Genomic DNA, 21,800 nt, shown 5'->3' on the forward strand with positions numbered 1-21,800 from the left:
GGCCTACTCTTGGTTCTGATTGATAGGATTAATATGCACGACCACACTCATTCCTGAGCGAATGCGAGTATCGGGCGTGGCTGGTCGTGCTTTGACCTCAAAGGTACGCACATCAAAACCATCATCATTATTGGTCGGTCGCCAAGTGGCAAAATCAGATAAGGTTGATGTCGCATAAACAGTGAACTGCTTGCTATAAGGCCTATCTGCTGATGATAATGCGGGAATCGTACCTGTAAATGTCTGACCAATAGCGAACTTGTTTAAATACGACTCAGTGACATTGAGCACTACCCATTGGTCATTGGTATCCACCAACGTGAGCAAAGGAACACCTTGACCGATGACTTCTCCAGCACTAACGATGACATTGTCCACAATACCAGCGATAGGACTCTTTAGATTGGCTTCTTCTTTTGCTGCCAGTGCTTCATCTAGCTGGGCATCGACTTGTGCGACTTGAGCGGTAGCCGCTGATTTGTCTTCACTACGAGCGCCTTCTAATGCCAAATCATATTGCAAACGTGCGGCTTCAGTTTGGTCTTGAGTGGCTAGGTATTGCGCGTAAGCCTCATCGCGTTTTTGCCGTGCCATTAATCCTTCTTCATACAGGCGATTGACACGTTGATAGGTGTTTTCTGCCAAATCAGACGCGGCTTTATTGGCTTGCCAAGCGGCTTTGGCTTGAGCGATCTCTTGCGGGCGTGCCCCGTTTTCTGCTTTGTCCAATTGGCTTTGTGCGATTTGCTTACCAGCACGTGCTTGGTTGATCTTGGCATTAATTTCAGGCGAATCCATTTCGATGAGTTGTTGACCCACCGTAACCGTATCACCTTCTGTCACCATAATGTTAGCAATGCGGCCTGCTACCTTTGCAGCGATAGAGGTTTGCTGCATCTGCATTTGACCTTGGAGGGTGATGACTTCTGGTTCATTATGCTGATTGCTTTTATAGAGACCGTACGCAATTGCGCCAAGAACACCTAATACAAACAGTATGAGCAATATCTTTTTCATACGAGCAGATTTATCAGCTTTTGCGTTACCACGACTATAAGCGGGTACAGATTGCTCTGGAACGTCAGACCCACCAGATACATTTTCTACTGGATCGACGGAGGCTTTTGCATCTCGAGAGGTCACTGACTCGGTTGAATCAACTGATTTATTTGAGTTGTCTGATTCGTTTGGAAATTCAGTCATGACGGTGTGATTCCTAAAGCAGCAAAGTTGAGAACAAAAGATTTATGATTAGTACACTCGAACAGCATAAGGTTTGGCATTGTCTATGGCTTCAGAATTAAAAATCGCACCAAAAGCGACGATAAATGCCGAATAATACAGCCAAAGCATAATGACCACCGCCGCTGACAGCGCCCCAAACTCAGCACTATAGTTGTTGAAGTTTTGCACATAAATCGAAAACAGTACGGACAATATAATCCAAAGAATGGTCGCGAGCGTTGCTCCTGGAACCAGTTTTTTTAGTGCAACGGCATCGCGATTTGGTGCTAGGCGATAGAGACCTAAAAAGCTTAAAAAGATAATACCCGCTAATACAGGCCATCTGGCCCACAGTGCAACCGTTTCAGCCACCTGAGGAAAGGGGAAGTAATTCGCTGCTACAGGGATAATAGCAATAGAAGACACCGCTATCATCAAGACGACTACCGCACCAAAGGTCAGGCTCACTGCTCGAATCGTGCCTTGTATAAAGCTGCGCTCTTGGGTGATATGAAAAGCAAGATTGACAAGGGCAATCAAAGATTTGATGCCTTTGGAACCAGCATAAAGGGCAAGTAAGGTCGATATGATCAGACTAAATGTCAGCGTGGATTTGGTATTAGAGACCAACTCGCTTAGGCGCGAATTAAGGACTTCATATACTGTATCAGGTATAAATGGACGCAAAATGGAGATATGCTCCTGCATCTCAACAGGTGAAAATACGAGACCATAAATCAGCACAAATACTGCCATTGCTGGAAAGATGGATAAAAAACCAAAAAATCCGACACTGGCGCAATGTGCCCAAACGTTAGTGGTATTCGCAATAGGCCACGTTTTTAATAAAGTTTGTAGCCAGTTATTTATCGATTTGGACGTTGGTTTTTTCATAAAACAGTGATTCACTATAGTAATAGTATGGTTTATTGAGCGTTATTTTTTGGTAGCGTCATGCGGATTTGGTATATATCTTCGCTCATTAGCTTGGTAACACTTAAAATTGAAACAATGACATGGCACTTATTCGTATACTTCATGAGCTTTCATATACGATCATTATTCAGTGTACAACGTCGGCAGTTGGATATCAGCGGCATTAAGATAAGCGTTAAAAGCAAGCGGCGTACCGCAGCTCTGCATGAGTGCGGCCAATGACTGTACATAACTGTTGGCAGCTTGCGCTTGCTCAGTACGTGCTTTAAGCGATTGCGTTTGTGCTTGTACCACATCGACTGTGGTATTCACGCCTTCTTGTAGTCCTAAGCGGCGCAATCTTAAAACTTCTGCAGCCAAATCAACGTTACTTTGTAGCGCTTGATAGCGTGATTGAGCATTGTTAACATCGTGCCAGTTTTTTTCTACCAGCAGTAGCAGGTTGTCGCTGACTTCAATCTCAGAAAGATCTGCCTGACGTATTTGAGCATTGCTTGATGCCAATGATGCGGTTTTATCAAGTCCGCCCCACAGTTTCCAACTGGCAGAGATACCAGCGACCCAGCTTGGGTCTTTTTCGAGCTGACCATAACCATATAGCAAGACTGTCGGCTTATAGCCAGTATCTGATAATGCATGCAACTGCTGAGCCTGCGCGCGTTTGGCGACGACCTTTTGTAATCCTGGATGATTATTCAATGCCAAATCCTGAAAATAGCTAACGTCTGGTAGAGGACGGCTAGAGACAAATAATGGCGTCGTCGGTTTAATACGATAATCAGTACGTAATAATCGCTGTAACGCAATCATAGCTAAGCGCGCGTCATTATTGGCATTGACGGACTCGCTTTTGGCATCAGCAAGCGCAGACTGTGCTTCTAGTCTATCGACGCGCGAAATAAAGCCTTCTTCAAACAAGCGTTCTGCCATATGATCGGTTTGCTGCAAGGTATCGTAAGCATCCTCACGTAAGTAAGCAGCGATAATCGCCAATTGAGCCTTAAAATACCGTTCAATTAACGTATTATAGAGCTCGTTTTTATCAAGAATGCTATCGGCGACTGCTTCTTGGGTGCGTGCATCCGAGGCGCCAGTCAATGCATCCGTACGCCCAGCGGTATAAATAGGCCAGACCACACCAAGACCTGCGCCCGTTGTGGACCCTGAGCGCTTGACATTATAAGAGTCTGGAATTCGCTCACCGACCAACTCCCCAAAGTTTGGTAAATCTGGCAGGTCTGCAATCGGAGGAACCGCGTTATCGACAGTATTATTTACTTCATTGACGATACCGTTTCTGAGAGACGATAGATCTATATCCTCATCCAGATGGTAAGCGCTGGCAGAGACGCGCGCAAATACGAGAGGATTATCGATAGTTCTGAGGGCGTCAGTTTGGTATTCGCTGGCAGCAATGGCTGCTTGATTGGCCGCCATTTTGGGCGAGACTTGGACCAAAAGTTTTTGCGCTTGCTCTAAGCTTAAAAAGCTAGAGACTTCTAGTGGATAGCTATTATCCACGGCTTTGTGTGTGACTGGATCGATAAGGGTGTTTAATGCGCTTTGCTCAGCATGAGTCTCTGCTAATGTATGACTAGGTGCCATTGCTATCTGAGCTGTCTGAGCTGTCTGATTATTAATCTGATTATCGGCATCTACAATTTTTGTCACAGTCACTGGTGTCATGTCATCTGGTGATTCTATATTATCTGAGCCCGTGCTCGCATAAGTCACTACAGGGCCGCTCATGAGTGCAACTGTCATCATAGCAGTCGGTAGCGCTGATAAAGTGAATTTCATAAGTCACATAAGCCATTAATTAGAATGTAAGGTATTATAAAATAACGGACAGCATCAATAGATTTGATCGCTTAGAATATAAAGCGGTCATACTATTATAAACGATTTGCTAGTAAGCGAATAAATGATGCTGAAATAAAGTATTTGTACTGAAATATCAAAATGTGTGCTAATACGAAAGCACTAAAACGTATCATTCAAAATAAGGCGTACACTGTAGAGCCACAATGGTGACGGGTCAATGCTCAGTATTCTGCTATTCTCTATTGTGTCATCCCTGGCGGTATGATAGAGGTTTGAGCTGTTTTTTAAATATTCGTTTATAAGTAATATCATAGCTTAGCGTTAACCAATTTAAATCAACGTACTTTTATTTTTACCATTAAATAATTTGGCCAATCACTTATAAAATATACAGTGATAGATTAACAGCAAACAATGAATAGCCACTGGTTTTCATCAAATAGAACCAACAATATCAGTAGAGGGTATGCGTAATGGCAGGATATATTTTGGCGTTAGATCAAGGGACAACATCGAGCCGCGCGATATTATACGATGATCATGCGCGCCCTATTAAAATGGCACAACAGCCAACGACGCTACAAACGCCAAAAGCTGGATTTGTTGAGCAAGACGCACAGCAAATCTGGCAAACTCAGATCAGCTGTGCGCATGATGTTATCAATCAGGCAGGATTGCTTGCGACTGATGTCACCAGTATCGCGATTACCAATCAACGCGAGTCTATTGTTATGTGGGACAAACAAACAGGGAAGCCGCTGGCTCCCGCTATTATTTGGCAAGACAGACGCACGGCAAACTATTGCAAAACACTCGCTGCTGAAAGCGCTGATAACAGCATGAGTAAAAGTGGCAATCAAAATACTAATCAAGGCACCAATCACAATGATCTCAACAATGACCTTCAATATGATATGGCAGCGGAAGTACAACGCATCACAGGTTTACGCTTAGATCCGTACTTCAGCGCCAGTAAAATTGCTTGGCTGCTCGAAAATAATCCCAAACTCAGCGTACGTGCTAGTAAAGGAGAGGTTGCCGTTGGCACCATTGATAGCTGGCTGATTTATAAGTTAACCGGCGGCGAGCATGTCATCGACGTGACCAATGCTTCTCGTACTTTGCTATTTGATATTCATAAATTGGCATGGTCAGAGACGCTTTGCGATCGGTTTGCCATTCCTATGACTATATTGCCTAAGGTACTACCATCTGACGGTGATTTTGGCAAAACCAAAAAAGGCCTATTTGCAAAGCAAATACCCATTCAAGCGGTGCTCGGCGATCAACAAGCCGCGCTTTTTGGGCAAGGCTGTCTCGATGCTGGCATGGCCAAAAATACTTATGGCACAGGTTGCTTTATGCTGATGAATATTGGTCAGCAGCCAAAACTGAGCGAGCACAAGCTGTTAACCACCATTGCATGGCAGCGAAAAATATCGCCAACTCGTCCAGACAATTTATCATTTGATCAAATCGTACAGTCAGGTAAGCGAATGCTACAGCCACCCAAAAAAGAAGTTACCTATGCTTTGGAGGGTAGTGTTTTTATGGCAGGAGCTATCATCCAATGGTTACGTGACAATTTGGGTATGATTCAACAAAGTAGCGATGTCGAAGATTTAGCTCGCCAAGTAGACAGTAGCGAAGATGTGGTGCTGTTACCTGCTTTTACTGGATTGGGTGCGCCTTATTGGCGTTCTGATATCAGTGCCAGCATCATTGGTATGAGCCGCGGTACTACCAAAGCCCATATTGCCCGTGCTGCGTTGGAAGCAGTTGCCTACCAGACTTATGATGTGCTCATCGCCATGCAAAAAGACAGCCCTCATCCCTTGACTGAGCTTAGAGTAGATGGCGGGGCGGCAAATAATGATTTGCTGATGCAGTTTCAGGCAGATTTGCTAGATGTTCCGGTGCTACGCCCAAGAGACACAGAGATTACGGCAAAGGGTGCAGCACTACTTGCTGGTTTAAAAACTGGGCTTTACGATGAGTCAACCATGAAAGCCTCATGGCAAGTGGATCGTGTTTTTGAGCCAAGCATGTCGATTGATGCTCGTGAGCAACATCTTGATAAATGGCAACGTGCCATCGCAAGGTCATTAATGCAGATATAGGGTTGATTTCTATAGTAAATATATCAATGCTAAGCCCATACAATTACCCAAAGTATGAGCGCACTGTACATAGACGTCATAAAGATACAGGCTGTAACGCAATACAATCGCAACACGGACACAGTTTACATAATCAGGCTATCTGTCTCTACCTATAAGTTTCTATACTTCAGTTGGATTTAGCAAAATCGCTAATCTTTTAGCAAATAAATAATTCAACAAATAATAAATAATTTAGGGACAATACTATGAGCAACCATGACGCTATCGATCGCAGTGAAGTAAAAAACATGTCTAAAGAGACAAAAGAAGATTTGAATGCAGACATCATCACGGGTGAGCCAGGCTCACATCCAGTAGGTACAGGTATTGGCGGTGTAGGCGGTGCAGCAGCAGGTGCAGCCATCGGTACAATGGCAGGTCCATTAGGCACACTAATTGGTGGCGCTATTGGTGCTATCGTTGGTGGCGGCGCAGGTCATGCAGCAGCCGAAGCCATTGATCCAACACACGAAGAAGCTTACTGGCGTGCAGAGTATGCAAACGCTGACTATCATAGAGAAGATTATGACTTTGATCGCGATATGCACCCAGCGTATGCGGTAGGCTATGCAAACCGCGCTCGCTATCCAGTAGATGCACGTTTTGAAGATCATGAAGCCGACTTAGAGCGTTCATGGCATGAAGTGAAAGGCGACTCTCGTTTGGCGTGGGATGAAGCGCGTCTAGCATCACGTGACGCATGGCATCGTGTATCGTAGTACGTATTTTACAAAAAAGTTAAATGTTAAAAATATTTAAGAATATGACTACTGTTTACTCAATGACTTTAATAGATAGCCAGTTTGATAGGCGATCGGTCTTTTAAAAAAGCTGACAAGAGATTACTATTTCGTTGCTGAAAATAGATTGATTGTACGATTGGTTCTATTAATGACTTTGACCAGCAGTATTTATGTTATTTTAAAACTTCCAAAGTTAACCTTTGGAAGTTTTTTTTGGCATAAAATTTGCTATGAATCTATATGTATGAATATAATATAATATAATATAAGAAAAACAAGAATGACAGGGGACTTATGACTAATAATGACGGTAGTAAACAGTTTTATATTGCCACAGCTAATTTATTGAACTTTGCTAACCCTAATCGCATTTATTATGAGAATGCCCCAGCTTATGATAATAAAGCCTATGAGCATAAGCTAAGTGGTCTGACAGACCTACTGGCTAAAGCACACGCTGATATCATTGCCGTACAAGAAGTATGGGATAGCAATGCACTAGAAGCACTAGCTGTCTCACTAGGATTTGAACCAGAACAGGTGGTCATTCCGCTTGCAAGCAATGACACTGCAAGTCCATATACTCAAGGTAGAGGCGCACAGGATACGCCAGCCGTTGGTATTATTAGTCGATTTGAGCAGTTAGAGACGACCTTATTAGAAGAGATTGCACTAAAAGCTGTGATTGATATCCCTGATATCGGGCCTCATCAGCATTTTAATCGTCCACCTTTGATATTGCGTGTTGACGCATATGGTCAACCAATAACGATCATCACGGCGCATCTGAAAAGTAAACGTGCGTTTTTCTTACGTGACGAAAATGGTCACCTATTAGAAGATATGGATGATCCAAATATCCGTATTCGTGCCAAGCTTCGTAGTTTGTGCATGCGTGCTGCAGAGGCGGCATCTATTCGTATGTCTATTATGGAACGTTTGCATCACACGCGTGAGCCATTGATACTGCTTGGCGACATGAATGATGTGACTGGTAGCGTAACGACTCAGCTCATGACTGAGACTGGCGAGGTTAATTATGATAAAAGTATGCGTGATGTCGCACTTTTTGACGCCGCTCGTATTCAAGCTCGCTATGGTTGGATGAAAGATGTGGCTTATACCCATATTCACCAAGGTATGCCAGAAGTGATCGATCAGTTGTTTGTCTCAGAAGAGTTCTTACCTGATAGCAAGTTTTCGCTCGGTCAGGTCGAAAGAGTTGATTATTTCAACGACCATCTTAAGTGGGATTATTCAGATAGGGTGACTGATCATGGTATTATAAGAGCGAAAATTAAACTGAATGATTAACTTCATAAAATTAGATAGTTAACTCTAGTAGAGTGTTAATCGATACATTAACTTTTAACCCATTCATGTCCCTTGCTTGATAGTGTACAAGCGTTTATGATGCCTCCTCATTGAGGTTAGTAGCGATAATATTGGCTTTGTATTGCAGTCAATAACTCGTAATCCGGTCATTTAGGATGAATACTATTCGATGAGGATTATATTTATAAAATAGGGCGTAACATTAAGAGACTTATAATGAGTGATAACAAAGACGAAAAAATTGAAGATGTGTTGGTAGACTCGGAATTGGCAAAAAAACTTGTACCAAACAAGTTTAAATTTACCAGTCAGCAGGGCCGCGCACGTCGTCAAAAACTTTTGGCTGGTGCCAAAAAGTTGAGTGAAACACAAGCCATCAATGATATTACTTTGGCGGCTGTGTGTGAAGAAGCAGGCATACCAAGAGCGTCTGCTTACCATTTCTTCCCTAACATTGAAGCAATATTTTTAGCATTGCGATTTTTGAATGCGATTGAAATATTAGAGATGGTAGAAACCGTTGATATCGGTAACTACGATAGATGGCAAGGATATCTAACCGCGCTGATTGATCAATGCGTGACGATATTCCACAACGATGAGACCAAAGCCAAACTCATCTATGACACCAATACACCTGATTTTGAAGGTGATGAATTTGGTGAAGATATGGACCATCAAATTGTTGACTTGGTCTATAAGCGTTTATCAGAACGTTATGAGATGCCAAATTTTGAGGATATCCAAAACACGTTATTGATTGCTTATAGCATTGTTAATGCGATATTTACCTTGTCTTATCGTCGTCATCAGAATATCACTGAAGACTATATTCAAGAAGCAAATACAGCATTTATCGCGTACTTACGCTGCTATCTACCAGAAAAACTACCACGTAAAAACCGCTAATTTTATCTATATTAGACACAAAAAAGCCGACAAATCTGTCGGCTTTTTTATATCTGTCATTTAGTAAGGCGCTTTAATTATCAGGCGTTAGATCTTGTCCGCGGCAGATATCATCACTGGCATCTAAAGGCGCATACTGCTTGTAGTAGCTGACGATAGATTGCTCTAAAGCCACGTTAGTCTGTGAATCGTGAGCATTCACATAAGCTTCGCGTGCTTGCTCAAGCCAGCGGTCTGCCATACGAAAATGTATGCCTGACTCGCGCCACCCTCGCTTACATTGATTGGTCGCCGCCCAAATTAACGCCACTTCACTAAATGCCATCTCACGTGGCGCTGACTCTATACCGCCACTGTCTTTTAGCGCACTCAGCGTGGCCCACAGATCAGGTCGCATTAGAGCAGAGGTAGTAGGGATATCTTGCTGTAGTTTGATGTTTTGTGCTGTATTATTTTTTAGTGACTGTAATATATTCTCAGCCATTTCTACTGCTAATGGGCCCGCAGCTGATCGGCTATTCATACTGTCTTGATGAATAGCATAAGTAAGCCATGCTTGTGCTTTGTAAGCGAGGTACTGCTGATGAGCGGTTTTGTCTTTTTGCTGATAGGGCTGTAGTTGCTCTACCATACAGTTGAGTACACGTTGCTGTGTGCTTTGATATTTATAAGAAGGCGCTTGAGCCTGAATATCATCACGACAGTCTACAGCACTATTCGTATCAACGATTTGAGCCGTGTTGTTAGCGATGCTATCTTGTGCTGAAGCAAGGGATGCGACACTCAAAAGTAACAGTGCTGAGAGTGCAGTATATACTGGTTGTTTATAAGCAGTGGTTTTAATGGCAGCTTTAAACATGATGCAAACCTTATCTGAAGGTAATGAGTGTGGGTATTTACCATTATTAGGGCTGACTCTGCGACTCCTGTCTAATCGCTTATTATATTGCCATTAGACAGGAGTTAAGACGCTATCATTGTCTTACAAGGTAGTCGTATTAACTTGCGTAGAGTCACTTTTTAAACGCTTGTTCTTACGTGGGTCTTCACGCTTGAATAGATTTTCATCAAACTTGAAACGCAATCTAAAGTAAGCCCCTTCTTGAGTACTATCGTCATAGGCGATGTCTTCATCTTCAAAGCCCATAAAATTGTAGCCAAGTGACAACCAAAGGTTGGTCATTGGGCTATAGCCCACTTCAGCACCTAACATATAAGACAGATCATCTGCTTGCTTATTCCAGTAAGTACCCGCTTGCAAACCAACATCCCAACGTTCGCTAATATCGTAGAGACCGCGACCATAAACGGCATGAGCAGTGTTGTCACTGGTAATGTTGTCTGCTTCATATTCTGTATACTTACCCGCATAGCGACCAGACAAGGTTAGGGCACGCGTTGGATGGTAGTTACCATTCCATGACCAGACAGTGGTGTCTTTTTGATAAGTATCATCACCCGTGTTATTGTCATCCAAACGATACTCAAGCTTTGCAAGCATGTCTAGTTGGTTGCTGTCGTAATCACGATAAGCGGCACCAAGTTGGAAGCGATTAATCGTGCGATCACCATCATTATAGTCGATGCGCGAATAGGTATCTTTAGCCAATAAGGTAATCTCATCGGTATAACGATAGGCAATACCTGCGCTACCAAGTAAAGTGTCGCTTGTCTCGCCCCAACGTTTCTCAACACGTCCTGATGCTTTGTAGTTTTCTTTGGCAAGATACTCAACGCCAAAACCTGCCGCAGTGGCGGTGTTGTTCTCTTCGCCTTCTAATGACTCAACGCGCTCAAGCAACGTATTTAGAGTCAGACCTTCTTGTACATACCACTTGTTTTTTAGACCGATAGCGGCTTCCGCTTCACGCGCACTGATCGCGTCACGCATGCGGTATTCGCTATAGACTTTACCGTCTTTCATATAATTGGCGTCAAAGCCAACAACGGTACGTTGACGCTCATCAGTATCATCAAGACCGTAGCTACCAGACAAGCTATTGATCAAATCATGACGTGCATACAGACGACCCAAGCCACCGATTGGTGTCTCACCACCGATGGACGTCGCGTTACGTGAGCTATTTTCAATATCTTGCTCATACTCTGCAAATACCAAGCTATTATTTAGCTTGGGTAGGCGAGAGGTGATACGGGCACGAACCGTGGTGCCTTCGATGTCTTTGTCAGCATCACTAACGCCATTCAACGCTGATTGGTTGATAATGTCGTCATTGAACAGCGTGTCATCAGTAACATCTACCACATCTGTGGCTGCTTGGTTATTGCGTGAGGCAGCAGTGGCATCTTGTTTGTAGTAACGCACACCGATTTCACCAACGACGTTTTCACTCAAACGTTGCTCGATACTGGCTTGTACGCCTTCACGACTCGCATCAGTAGTATGATCTTTGGTGCGTACACCTTCTAATTTTAGCGCTGTTTTCTTGTCGTTGAATGTATGGATGACTTCTACGCCAGACTCCGTACGTCCAGCAGTAAGCGGTGACGCACCAGTGACAAATCCTTTATCTGCATCATTGTAATAAGCCTTGGCACGCGTGTCTTTCTTATTATCAAAATCAAGCTCGACACGTAAGGCATTGCCCTCAACATTGTTATCGTCTAATTCTGTGGTGTTGATCTGATTACTTGGCTGAAAGTTAGGGTTCTCAGCTTTGTTCATCGCGTATTCAGCGACGAGCTTTAGCTTATCGTTGAACTTGATAACGCTATTGACACTAGCCAGCTCTTCTTTGTTCAACGGATCGTCGCTATTAATATAGCTACCACCGATAGCGACTTTATTAGTCAGTTGCTGTTTGGCAGCGATACCACCAACCAAATAGTCCTCACCACCTTCATCCACTTCTACTGTGACACGAATGTAGATAGGATTGCCTTCGAGATCTTGACTCGCAATCGGTGATTTCAAAAATAAGCTGCGGCTAATTGGGTCTATCTCATAATCAGCAAAACGAGTTAGCGTCTCACGGCTGATGATAAGACCGGGATTATTGGCATCACGAGTAATAACTTCGACGATTTCAGAGTTTTCTAGTACTGCGTCAAAGTTCTCCGCTAGTGGGTAGGGACCTGAAATACCTAAGCCGCGAGTCTCATTAACGCGCTGGCTAGTACTGGTCTCTGCTAGAAATGCAGTTACGCGAGTATTATTATCTTCAAATTGCGTCTTTAGACCAGTCAATGTACGGTTGTATTGACCCAGTTTGATGCCTTCATCATTGTCAATTTGTGTTTTTAGGTCGCCATACATAGCAAATGAGCGACCTTTGTCTAGACGCACATAGAGCTTACTGGTTGATTGCGCATCAAAGCCTTTGGCAGATGAGTCACCATAGACAGGGTAATATTCGCCAGGCTCGATATCACGGAATAATCGCTCACCTTTTTTGTCACTGTCATAAGCCAGCGTCAGCAAATAGTCGCCGCGTACTTTGCCTTTCAAGAACATCGCCGCACGACCAGATGCGGTATAGTCATCATTACCGGCAAAATCATTCAGCTCTTGTTCAAAGGCACCTTGAGCATCCGTAATACTGCTACCGTCAAAGTCTTTGAGTGAGATGGCACCTTCGACGATACCCACAGCAATGAGTGGACGCAGCTTAGCCGTAAACTGTAGTGGAATTACCTGCTTATTGTTTCCAGTGTTGATGACCAGCTCCCCTTTGCCAGGTGCTGTTGGCGCAGTGATAGGAATGAGCAGCTCGCCGCCACTGACGGTTACTTGTATGCCTGCTTGGTCTTTGTTGGTGTCGGGTAAATTGATACGACCGATATTGGTATCTAAAGTGATGGGGGTATCGGCAATAAAGGGTAGGTTACCCAAATCTTTTAGGCTAATGACCACTTGATATTCGCTGAAGCCATCGGCTTCGACAAAGATGTCTTGGGTACGATAGTCAATGCGTTGCAGACTATCAGGGGCAATCACCTCGATACTTTGTTCGGAAATAATGCTACCTGTGACATCGGTTGCGACGCCGCGCAAAGTATTGCGGCCACGGTCGAGGGCCACGGCGTAATAGTCGAAAGCCGTGACTTGCTGTTTTTCTTGCTCAGCGGTCTTGCCAATTTGACTATCAGATATGGCCTTGCCATTGACGTAAAGTGTGAAGCGACCCCCAAGCGGTGCCTGAACTTGCACCAACTGCTTATAAGTAGCCAGCTGTTGTCCGGATTGTAGATTGAGAAATAAGACCTCGTTATTAGGTACTTTTTTGAGGTATTCTTCAAGCTCGATTGCTTTTGGTGGCGTGATGGTGCTCACACTCATTTTTATACGCGGTGTGGTGCTGTTAGTATCTGCTACGATGGCTGAATCGCAATTTAAGCCGCTATCTAGGTCATCGTTAGATTTGCAGCCACTAGCATCAATATTATCGTTATAGTCGCGGTTGTAGTCTGGCTCTAGGGTCAGATCACGCTTAATCGCCTGCTCTAAGGCATCGTTTTTGGCATCAACTTGCTTGCTACGTGCAAGAAGATTCTGGTTTAAAAGTTCTGTGCTGTCGCCCATGCCGCCAACGATAGCAAAATCTGCACGATGTAGCTCACCATATTTTAAATCGACGAAGCGGCTGCCTGCGTCACCAGCATTACGACTGCTTTGGGTAATCAGATGTGTACCAACAGGTAGTGTTGTACGGTCGACTTTGAGCACATGAGTTTTGGCGCTGACACCGTAGAAGTTATATTTACCTTCAGGATCGGTCACAATGAAGTTACCGTTTTCCATGTAAATGCGTACGCCCGCCACACCTAGCTCGCCATCATCTTTTTGCTGGATGCCGTCGCGGTTGATGTCATGATATAGTTTACCGATGATGATACCGTCGGTATTCATTACGCCGCGATCGACATCGACATGCCATTGCGCCTCTCTTGAGCTTAGGATTTGGTCGTTATTCATGCGCGTGGTGGCAACAGCACGGTTAACTCCATCGCCACCCAGCGCTGATGACCCAATCAAAACGCGATAGGTAATCTCTCTGCTCGTACCTTGAGGTAAGTCTCCCAAGTGCAGCACTTGGTATTTGCCTTCTGCCTGAAACTCTGTGGTTTGCATGCTATTGATAAGCAAATCGTTATCCGCATAGCGTACACTGCCTTTCACATATTCAAAGCCGCGCGGTAGGGCATCCTTTAGCTGTACGTCATAAGCGGTAGCTGCGCCATTATTGGTGATATTAATAGTGTAATTGACATAGTCACCAAGCGCTGCCGATTTGAGATCGCCTTCTTTTTTGACTTGTAGGCTTGGGTTGTTATCGACAATACTAATCTCGCTGCTGTAACCACTGATATTGGTGGTAAAGTCGCTTTTGCTCGGCGTCTCATCTAAACCGACAGACGGATCGATACACGCAACCAATTTAGCTTGTAATGTATCGCCAGTCATCGTTTGGATAATGCTGTCTTTGATAGCATTGGCATTTTTTTCGGTCGGTGCTGACAGACGGTATTTGCCTGTATTATTGCCCGTCTCAATACCTTTTAATGAATAAGTGTCGCCCGTAGTAGGTGAGGTGATGGTCACCCAAATTTGATCAGGCTTATCCGTCTGCACGTTACATTGCGTGTAACCAGCTTCAAGATATACATTATCATTGATTTGTGTGCTGCTTTTGTCAGATAAAAAATCTGGGGTGGTAAAGTGTACGCCGGGGGCAACAATGACGAAGCTGTCTTTTACTGAGGCGGTTACTGAGCTGTCTTCTAATACTGTTGCGCCAACTTTGATGTCGGTGCTGCTACCATCACTGGCATTGCTATTGGTGACGGCTTGAATGATTAAATCAAGACGCTCACTTTGTCCCAATTTGATTTGGTCAAGACCTGTGATAAGGCGGTCACTTGCATCAATAATGCCGTTTTTATTAAGATCTTGATAGACTTCAAAATTCGATAGGCTGCTTGGGTAGTTAAAATTTAGGTTAATAGTAACCGCATCATAGCCTGTGTTGGTGATGGTGTTTTTCCAAGTAACTTTGCTACCTGCCATGACAGTTTGTTTGCTGCCAGCGTCAAAAGATATACTGTATTGGTCAGCATTGACAGTTTGTAGTTGGACGGTATTTGATGCCACGCTTAAAGTGGTTTGTGTGTCGTTAATAGTATAGCGCGCATCTGCAGTGTTATTGATAGTATCAATTATCACAGGTGCTGCAAATGCAGAATGTGATTGCATAAGCAACATAGCTACTGTCAAAGCCGATAGCTTAGCTACTAAATGAGTAGACGGGACAATGCAGTTTGATATCATTATGCGTGCCTATACAATCAAATCAGAGAATACAGCGACGATCATCATTATTTTCATCGCTATGAGGTGGGTAGACTGTCCATAATCTATGCTATGGACAGTCTGATATTACAAATTATCAAGTCTTATGGCGTAGTACCATCTGGGTTGATTTTCACAGCAAATACCATTGCCGCGTATGTTTGTGGCGCTAGTGTGGTTACGGTACCATTTACTGCCGTACCATCATTGGCGGCACTATATTTATTAGTTGCAGGTATCGCGGTAGCATTTGCCGCATCGTCTAGCCTGATAGCGTATGCAGGAGTCGTGCTGCTGCTAAGCACCTGCGCTTTATTGTTAAAGCGGTCGGTGGTATCTTTAATCACGACATTGTCAAAGCTAAAGCGTGCATCAGTAGTTGCGAACTGGTTGAACGCTGTGATTTTGTACACAATGCAATCACCAGGTTTTGCCGCTACTGGTGACTGGGTAAAGGTCAATGAAGCTGTTGCTGAGCACGTGGTGTTCAATGCTTGTTCTTTGATCAGACCTAAGCCTTTGACTGTGGTGGTGTTTTGTACTGAGCGATCACCGACGGCTGGCGCGTCTTGACCACCGACCACTAGGTTAACGGTTGTAGTTTCTGTTGAGTCAAGCAGTGCATTAGAGGATGAAACGTTATACTGGATTGTTACGCTTGAATTTGGTGCCATACCTGTCCATGCTGGTGCGCCATCGACAGGCGTAGCGGTAGATAAGTCGTATTCACCATTACCATTTTTAACAAGAGTGTACGTTGCATTTGGCGTTGCTGGATTGTTATCCGCATCATAGACAATACGTACACTTCCATCAACTTGTGTAATCTTGTCGTTCGCACCCTCAGTGATGGTGAATTTTATTTCACCTGCCTGATCACCTTCAGTTTCTTTACCCGTGTTTTTAATCACAGCGGTTTGTGTGATTTGTGTACCTGTGGTGGTGGTGGTTGGGATTTGTTTACTACTTGGTGATTCGAGGTTTATGGCACGTTGGTTTGCTACCAAGGGTGCAGTTGAATCGCCACCGATCGCATTGTTCGCAGTACCGTTAATGACTTCACTGTCATCTGTTGATGGATAGAAATTAGCAGTATTTTGATTGGTATCTGTTGGATCAGTGGTATCATAAATGACCTGCCCGCCGCCCAAGTCAAGCGTTGCGACCGCATGATTGACTGTGCTCTTTAAATTGGCAAGGTTTTCTTCTGAGTCTTTTTGCACATCAAAGGTAATGATAGCTTCTTGACCTGGTGCTAGGTTAAGCAAAGTCACACGAATACTGTCTTGTTCAAAACCTGTGCCTGCACCATTAGTACCTGCAACGATGGTAGCGTTGTTGCTGGCGCTTAGATTTGGCTGCTCGGCAAGACGTAAGCCTGCTGGCAGGTTGTCAATCACCACGATGTTATTTGCAGCTATAGCATAAGCGGCACGCTCGTCGTTACGAACTTTGATGGTGTACGTCACTTTCGAGGTTGGGTCGTTTAGGTTTAGCGTGCTGCTGACCGTGCTGGTAATCTTAAACACAGGTACTTTAGTTGTACTGTTGTTGATGTTGGTCAATGTCGCTTTGGTAGTGTCTGCACTACTGAAGAAAGTACTGACCGCAGATAGCGTTAGATTCTGGGTGTCGCCGCCCACGTTACCCGAGGTTTTTGCCGCAACAGAGATGTCTGCATACTCGTTCGGGCGTAGTGTAATGGCGCGGCTTTGGAACTCAGTACCCGTAACCGTTGTCGTGCTCTTCAGCGTGCCATCAGCATTGTAGATGGTGTACGTGACGTTGCTCGTTGCCAAGTCATAAGCACCGCTGCCTTGTGGGCTATTTGGGATATTGCCACCTTGAGCTAGGCTTAGAGTATAAGTGTCTTGAACGTTACCTGAGTTGGTCAAGGTGTGGTTAAAGGTCACAATACCTTTAGGAGTTACGGTAAGCCCCTTGTTATAGTCATCAGTCAAGTCGCCGTCATCATTCTTAGCAACTAAGCTGAAAGCTGCGCTTTGGGTGATGTTTACGGTGACTTTGTTTGACTGTACAGGGTTCTGTGCGACACCAGCGATGCTGTAGGTCGCTGTTGCAATGTTGTCAATGGTCGGCGTCGAGTCAGCGGTAGACTTTGCCGCGTTTGCAGTACCAGCCAAGCCGAACGCGCTGATAACGCTGACGGCTAGTACGGATTGTTTGAATAAACGTTTACTCATGGGTTGGTTCTCCTAGGTGTCTGACACAAAATAACGGTTGGGTTTAGTTAACGACAGTATTTAGAGCAACGTCTGCTGACTTATTGGCAGGCAGCCATTTGATGTTCCAGCGAAGTGCTTTGTATTCTGACAATGGAACTTTCACCAGTTTGCCATTTACCTTGCGCATTAGCGGCATGTCGGCATAGTTTTTACCGTCTGTGCTTGCTTGTGCGCTGGCAGGAGACACTTCACCAGTAAAAGTCATATTCGCAGGAATAGGTAAGGTGACCGCAAGATCACTGATGTTTTGATTGGTAGTATTGGTATAGTTTGCTTTGTATTGAATCACTGTACCTGCTGGTGCATTACGTACCGAAGTGTAGCTGACTTTGCCATCTGCGTTTTTAGTAACCTTGTTGGCGGTCAGCTCCATCTGCAATGCGTCAGCAGCATAAGCACTATTGAGCAATACAGTAGAGGCGACAATCGCAATCAGAGCGTGGCGTAAACGATAAAACGGCTTCATACGAGATTCCTTGTTTAGTTCATTATTGTCAGACACAAGCCAGATAACTTCCTGTAAATATGGACAATCAATAAATAAACGTTGATTGATAGTAGTGAGCATTTATTGTAGCTGGCATTATTACAAAACAATTACATACAGTCACTAAAAAAATGACAAAAGGTAGTTTCAGGTGTGTAAATGGAAACACCTCAATAGTGGCTATTGAGGTGTTCTTATCAAAAAAATAAAATACTAAAGTTAATTCATTAAGTTGACTTATGGGGTGCTGGTCGTGGTGCCATACTTGCTATTAAAATAAAGCGAAGCTTTGGTCGGCACTGTTGTGGCTGTAGGCACTTTGACCAAATCAAACTTGTCTGACACGATAGTACCGTTGTTGCCCATGACAGCTGAAGTATTGCTGCTCTGATAAACATTGCTAGGATTACCTGTTGGTTTTGGCAACTGAAAGGTCGATATAACGGGTGCTGTTTGCAATATATCTTTAATCTGTACATCGACGATATCAATATGCCCACGGTTATAAGCATCAATCTTATAAGCGATACAGTTACCAGGTTTGACATTGTTGGCAGCATTCATACTAAAGCCAGTATTAGGATCATTGGTGTCACCTATACTTGCATAATTGAGCGATGCGTTGCATTGATGGACGTACTGAGATTTTTTTAATACCAGCGTCGCGTTTTGTGATTTTAGCTCACCAAAATCAAGATTACGCGTAATAACCCCAGACGTATTTTTTTCTGTTTTGTAGTCGTAAACATTTGACGCTAGCGTTACTTCTCTACTGTCTGCAGTAGTGTCTATCGGATATTCCCAAGTATTGGGCTCTGTCTCAATAATACAGACTTTGGTCTTATTCAATAGCACACTTGGTAATACCGTAAAGCTGTATTGGCCTAGTGTACCTGCAGCGTTTGAGACCGTTTGCGGGTTGGCAGATGTCGTAGAGAGATTGTTACCGCTACAATCAGTCAGTCTGACTTGTAAGCCACTGACATAAATGCCAGATTCGTTGCTATCAAATACGCCGTTAGCATAATTGCCATTGCCCGTAAAAGTCGCTGAAGTGTCATACTGATTACTGCTACTAGCAGTAATCCCACCGTTGTCGTTAAAGACAAAGCCTGAGAAGTTATATGTAGCAGGACTGTTAGTAATCGTACATGTGATTTCATCGCCATAGTTGACATTGGCGAGCGTAAATGAGCGAGTTTTGTTTGTCGCGTCATAGCTCATAGCGACAGTGGGCATAATCGTTGTACTATTAGTTGTAGCGTTGGTACAAGCATAAGTCGCGTTGTAGTTTGCTACATCACCAAGAGTTGTACCATTAAGTACATTTTCAGTAATAGTATATATTGTAGATTCGGCTAAGCTTAACAGATCACTAGTACCATTAGTAATAGTGTTAGCAGTACCGGTAGTGGTAAAAGTATTAGCATCTAAAGCGTTTCCAGTAACTTTTATCTCAAATTGATCACGTTTGGTATCAGTATCATTGACTCGGCTACCGTTTAGTGATTTTTTTACGATAAGTTTTGGCGGTGCTAGGCAGAAATAAAAATCAGAATAGCCGACAACATAAGCACCAGCAGCAGTAGAAGTAGATCCTACAGATGGGTTGCCATGTGTAATAGCAAAAGGTGTTTGCGCAGACTTATAGCCCCAGTCTATATTGAAATTACAAGGACTAGCCGTATTGCAGTTATCCCAAGCAGTACCTGAAATGGTTTGATTACCATTAGAGAGCTGGAATGGCTTGCTCTCTATTCTCGAAAAAACACCGCCAGGAGAAGCTAGTGATATCGACTCTATATATTGTCCGGCTTCGTTAGCGTCTAGATCTTGAACAACGAAACCATATTTGGATACAGGCTTGTTGATAGTGGCTGTCAGCCTATGATCAATATTTGTACGAAAGCTATTGTGAAACATATTTAATGCATTAGAGGTTGTATTCGTTACATCAACAGAAGAGGGGTAGCCTGAAGCTAAATTAACAATATTTGTGAAAGAAAGTTTGAACTCTGTTTTATTAAAAGTATATGTTTTTTCTGGATCACCCGCTGTCCAACCAATTGGTAGTGTCTCTTTAGGAGTATAGCTTGGAGGGTTACTACCAATATAGAACATCTTATGCCCACTCGGACAGCTAGCCGGTGCTACAGGAGAGCCACCGCTAAATATAGAGGTAACGGTATTAGTATCACTTGCACTCTTTAGTTCTAGATTGCTTGCTTGTATAGTAGCAGTGTTGGTAACTGTTGACCCTTCGGAGGCTGTTATTCTAGTTGGCACTTTTATACTATAAGTCTTTCCTGTCGCAAGACTTGAGATAGTAAAACCGCTTGTACTTTCCAACTGCGTTTTGGTTGGTGCTGTGGTGCAAGTGTTGGTATTATCTGTCGTATCACAGGTAATGTTGTCTTGTTTGGTAAGACCAGTAACAATCGGATCTTTTAAGATAATATTGGATAATGGCGTATTACCATTATTAGTCACTTTGATAATATAATTTGTAGTGCTACTTGTACCTATACTGGATATACCGTCATCTTTGGTAATTTCATATGATGCGGGCTGATAGCAATAGCTGTCTAAACGAAAGTCAATTATTCGACTGGTGATATTGGTACTTACATCATTATTTGTATTGGTATAGATTATCTTTACTGACTTTACAGGCTCACTAAAAACTACCGATCCTTGACAGGTGGATTCTAGAGTGCTTCCACAGTTAAAGTCTGTACCTAGTCGTAAGCCTTCCCCATTGGTATTGATGACACTAGAGTTAGCTATCGTCTGAAATACACCACTTATAGGAGCATTACTTTGCGTGGTCCCGACAAACTTGACATTATCATCCCAATAACTGCTTGTATTAGTTAATTTATCAATATCAAAAACGCTGAGGGCGACTTTGTTCAAGAAAAGAGGTTCGCTGGTTGAACTGTTTTGAAATTCTAGTGAGATTTCATTGCGAACTGAGGTATTAGCCGCGCTTCCAGTAAACCTAATGGCAGTATAGCTACCGCTAGTTAGCGTAGCAACGCTACTGCTCCTACTGTTATTAAAATCAGCAATACTCATCTTGATTCTTAGAGGGACTGAGACAGATGATCCGTTTGTGCTCTCACTAGATACAGTTTGATAGTTACTACTGCTAAAACTCGTGACAAGATTGTTATAACTAGAATTAGTTAAAATACCTTTAGTTGAGCCAGCAGGGCAAGTGGTAGCAGAGCCATTATTTAGAGTAAGCGCATGAGATGAGATGCTCATCAATGACAATATTACAAAGCCTATCAAATTCAGTATTCGAGATTGATACTTACTGGAGGAAAAAGCATTCATTATATTTAAGGGTTTTTTAGCTTTATGCATGTCACTATTCCTAAGAATCAAGGTTGCTCAGTCAATATGGAGCTTAACTATACTTATACAAATATACCAGTATGAGATACTAATAAGCAATTTATGTTAAATCCAGTGCAAAGTTCCTAATGGTCGATTTAGCATGACAGGAAGTATATTTTGGTTAAGGAATTACACGTAGCTGTCTTTTGAGTAAAGAGACACACTGTTTTTATTATCATTTTCCAAAAAACTAATCATTATTTATTTAAAAAATACTTG

Annotated in this window: 12 protein-coding genes; 4 read left to right on the plus strand and 8 right to left on the minus strand. The window is 43.3% G+C overall.

The features are described 5' to 3' along the window. Positions 1–3: 3 nt before the first annotated feature. The 3 genes from JMX83_RS06075 to JMX83_RS06085 all read right to left on the minus strand — a co-directional run bounded on the left by JMX83_RS06075 (position 4) and on the right by JMX83_RS06085 (position 3,960). Positions 4–1,203, minus strand: a complete 1,200-nt coding sequence (locus JMX83_RS06075) for an HlyD family secretion protein (protein ID WP_201599671.1) — start codon at positions 1,201–1,203, stop codon at positions 4–6. 48 nt (positions 1,204–1,251) lie between these two features. Then, positions 1,252–2,118: a YihY/virulence factor BrkB family protein gene (locus JMX83_RS06080; RefSeq protein ID WP_201599673.1), complete on the minus strand. Its 867-nt coding sequence runs from the start codon at positions 2,116–2,118 to the stop codon at positions 1,252–1,254. A 165-nt stretch (positions 2,119–2,283) separates the two neighbouring features. After that, the gene (locus JMX83_RS06085; RefSeq protein WP_201599675.1) at positions 2,284–3,960 is read right to left on the minus strand and encodes a TolC family protein; all 1,677 of its coding nucleotides are present in this window, start codon (positions 3,958–3,960) and stop codon (positions 2,284–2,286) included. Between the two features lie 497 nt (positions 3,961–4,457). Between JMX83_RS06085 and glpK the strand changes: the two genes are divergently transcribed. The 4 genes from glpK (at position 4,458) to JMX83_RS06105 (ending at position 9,133) form a co-directional block, all read left to right on the plus strand. Further along, a complete protein-coding gene (glpK, locus tag JMX83_RS06090) occupies positions 4,458–6,104 on the plus strand; it encodes a glycerol kinase GlpK (RefSeq protein WP_201599677.1) in 1,647 nt (548 codons plus the stop codon). A gap of 248 nt (positions 6,105–6,352) precedes the next feature. Further along, positions 6,353–6,865, plus strand: a complete 513-nt coding sequence (locus JMX83_RS06095) for a hypothetical protein (RefSeq protein WP_201599679.1) — start codon at positions 6,353–6,355, stop codon at positions 6,863–6,865. A gap of 318 nt (positions 6,866–7,183) precedes the next feature. Further along, entirely contained in the window at positions 7,184–8,203 is a 1,020-nt protein-coding gene (locus tag JMX83_RS06100; protein ID WP_201599683.1) for an endonuclease/exonuclease/phosphatase family protein, read from the plus strand. Between the two features lie 237 nt (positions 8,204–8,440). Next, positions 8,441–9,133, plus strand: a complete 693-nt coding sequence (locus JMX83_RS06105; protein ID WP_058025302.1) for a TetR/AcrR family transcriptional regulator — start codon at positions 8,441–8,443, stop codon at positions 9,131–9,133. 73 nt (positions 9,134–9,206) lie between these two features. Here the strand turns inward: JMX83_RS06105 and JMX83_RS06110 are convergent, their stop codons facing one another. The 5 genes from JMX83_RS06110 to JMX83_RS06130 form a co-directional block, all read right to left on the minus strand. After that, a complete protein-coding gene (locus tag JMX83_RS06110; protein ID WP_201599684.1) occupies positions 9,207–9,992 on the minus strand; it encodes a hypothetical protein in 786 nt (261 codons plus the stop codon). A gap of 123 nt (positions 9,993–10,115) precedes the next feature. Then, the gene (locus tag JMX83_RS06115) at positions 10,116–15,347 is read right to left on the minus strand and encodes a DUF11 domain-containing protein (RefSeq protein ID WP_227675757.1); all 5,232 of its coding nucleotides are present in this window, start codon (positions 15,345–15,347) and stop codon (positions 10,116–10,118) included. Positions 15,348–15,547: 200 nt separating this feature from the next. Continuing rightward, positions 15,548–17,647, minus strand: coding sequence for a hypothetical protein (locus JMX83_RS06120; RefSeq protein WP_201599686.1), 2,100 nt, complete (start codon positions 17,645–17,647; stop codon positions 15,548–15,550). Between the two features lie 43 nt (positions 17,648–17,690). Beyond that, positions 17,691–18,155 (minus strand): hypothetical protein, encoded by a 465-nt coding sequence (locus tag JMX83_RS06125; protein ID WP_058025306.1) that lies wholly within the window; start codon positions 18,153–18,155, stop codon positions 17,691–17,693. Positions 18,156–18,413: 258 nt separating this feature from the next. Beyond that, positions 18,414–21,254 (minus strand): DUF11 domain-containing protein, encoded by a 2,841-nt coding sequence (locus JMX83_RS06130; protein ID WP_201599688.1) that lies wholly within the window; start codon positions 21,252–21,254, stop codon positions 18,414–18,416. Positions 21,255–21,800 lie beyond the last annotated feature (546 nt).

Source organism: Psychrobacter piscatorii, from assembly GCF_904846415.1.
GTDB classification, from domain to species: Bacteria; Pseudomonadota; Gammaproteobacteria; order Pseudomonadales; family Moraxellaceae; genus Psychrobacter; species Psychrobacter piscatorii.

Bases quoted from the DNA above. Each gene is read 5' to 3' on its own strand.
- JMX83_RS06130 (WP_201599688.1), bottom strand. From the start codon at position 21,254: ATGAGTATTGCTGATTTTAATAACAGTAGGAGCAGTAGCGTTGCTACG.
- JMX83_RS06085 (WP_201599675.1), bottom strand. From the start codon at position 3,960: ATGAAATTCACTTTATCAGCGCTACCGACTGCTATGATGACAGTTGCA.
- JMX83_RS06125 (WP_058025306.1), bottom strand. From the start codon at position 18,155: ATGAAGCCGTTTTATCGTTTACGCCACGCTCTGATTGCGATTGTCGCC.
- JMX83_RS06095 (WP_201599679.1), top strand. From the start codon at position 6,353: ATGAGCAACCATGACGCTATCGATCGCAGTGAAGTAAAAAACATGTCT.
- JMX83_RS06080 (WP_201599673.1), bottom strand. From the start codon at position 2,118: ATGAAAAAACCAACGTCCAAATCGATAAATAACTGGCTACAAACTTTA.
- JMX83_RS06075 (WP_201599671.1), bottom strand. From the start codon at position 1,203: ATGACTGAATTTCCAAACGAATCAGACAACTCAAATAAATCAGTTGAT.
- JMX83_RS06120 (WP_201599686.1), bottom strand. From the start codon at position 17,647: ATGAGTAAACGTTTATTCAAACAATCCGTACTAGCCGTCAGCGTTATC.
- glpK (WP_201599677.1), top strand. From the start codon at position 4,458: ATGGCAGGATATATTTTGGCGTTAGATCAAGGGACAACATCGAGCCGC.
- JMX83_RS06115 (WP_227675757.1), bottom strand. From the start codon at position 15,347: ATGCAATCACATTCTGCATTTGCAGCACCTGTGATAATTGATACTATC.
- JMX83_RS06105 (WP_058025302.1), top strand. From the start codon at position 8,441: ATGAGTGATAACAAAGACGAAAAAATTGAAGATGTGTTGGTAGACTCG.
- JMX83_RS06110 (WP_201599684.1), bottom strand. From the start codon at position 9,992: ATGTTTAAAGCTGCCATTAAAACCACTGCTTATAAACAACCAGTATAT.
- JMX83_RS06100 (WP_201599683.1), top strand. From the start codon at position 7,184: ATGACTAATAATGACGGTAGTAAACAGTTTTATATTGCCACAGCTAAT.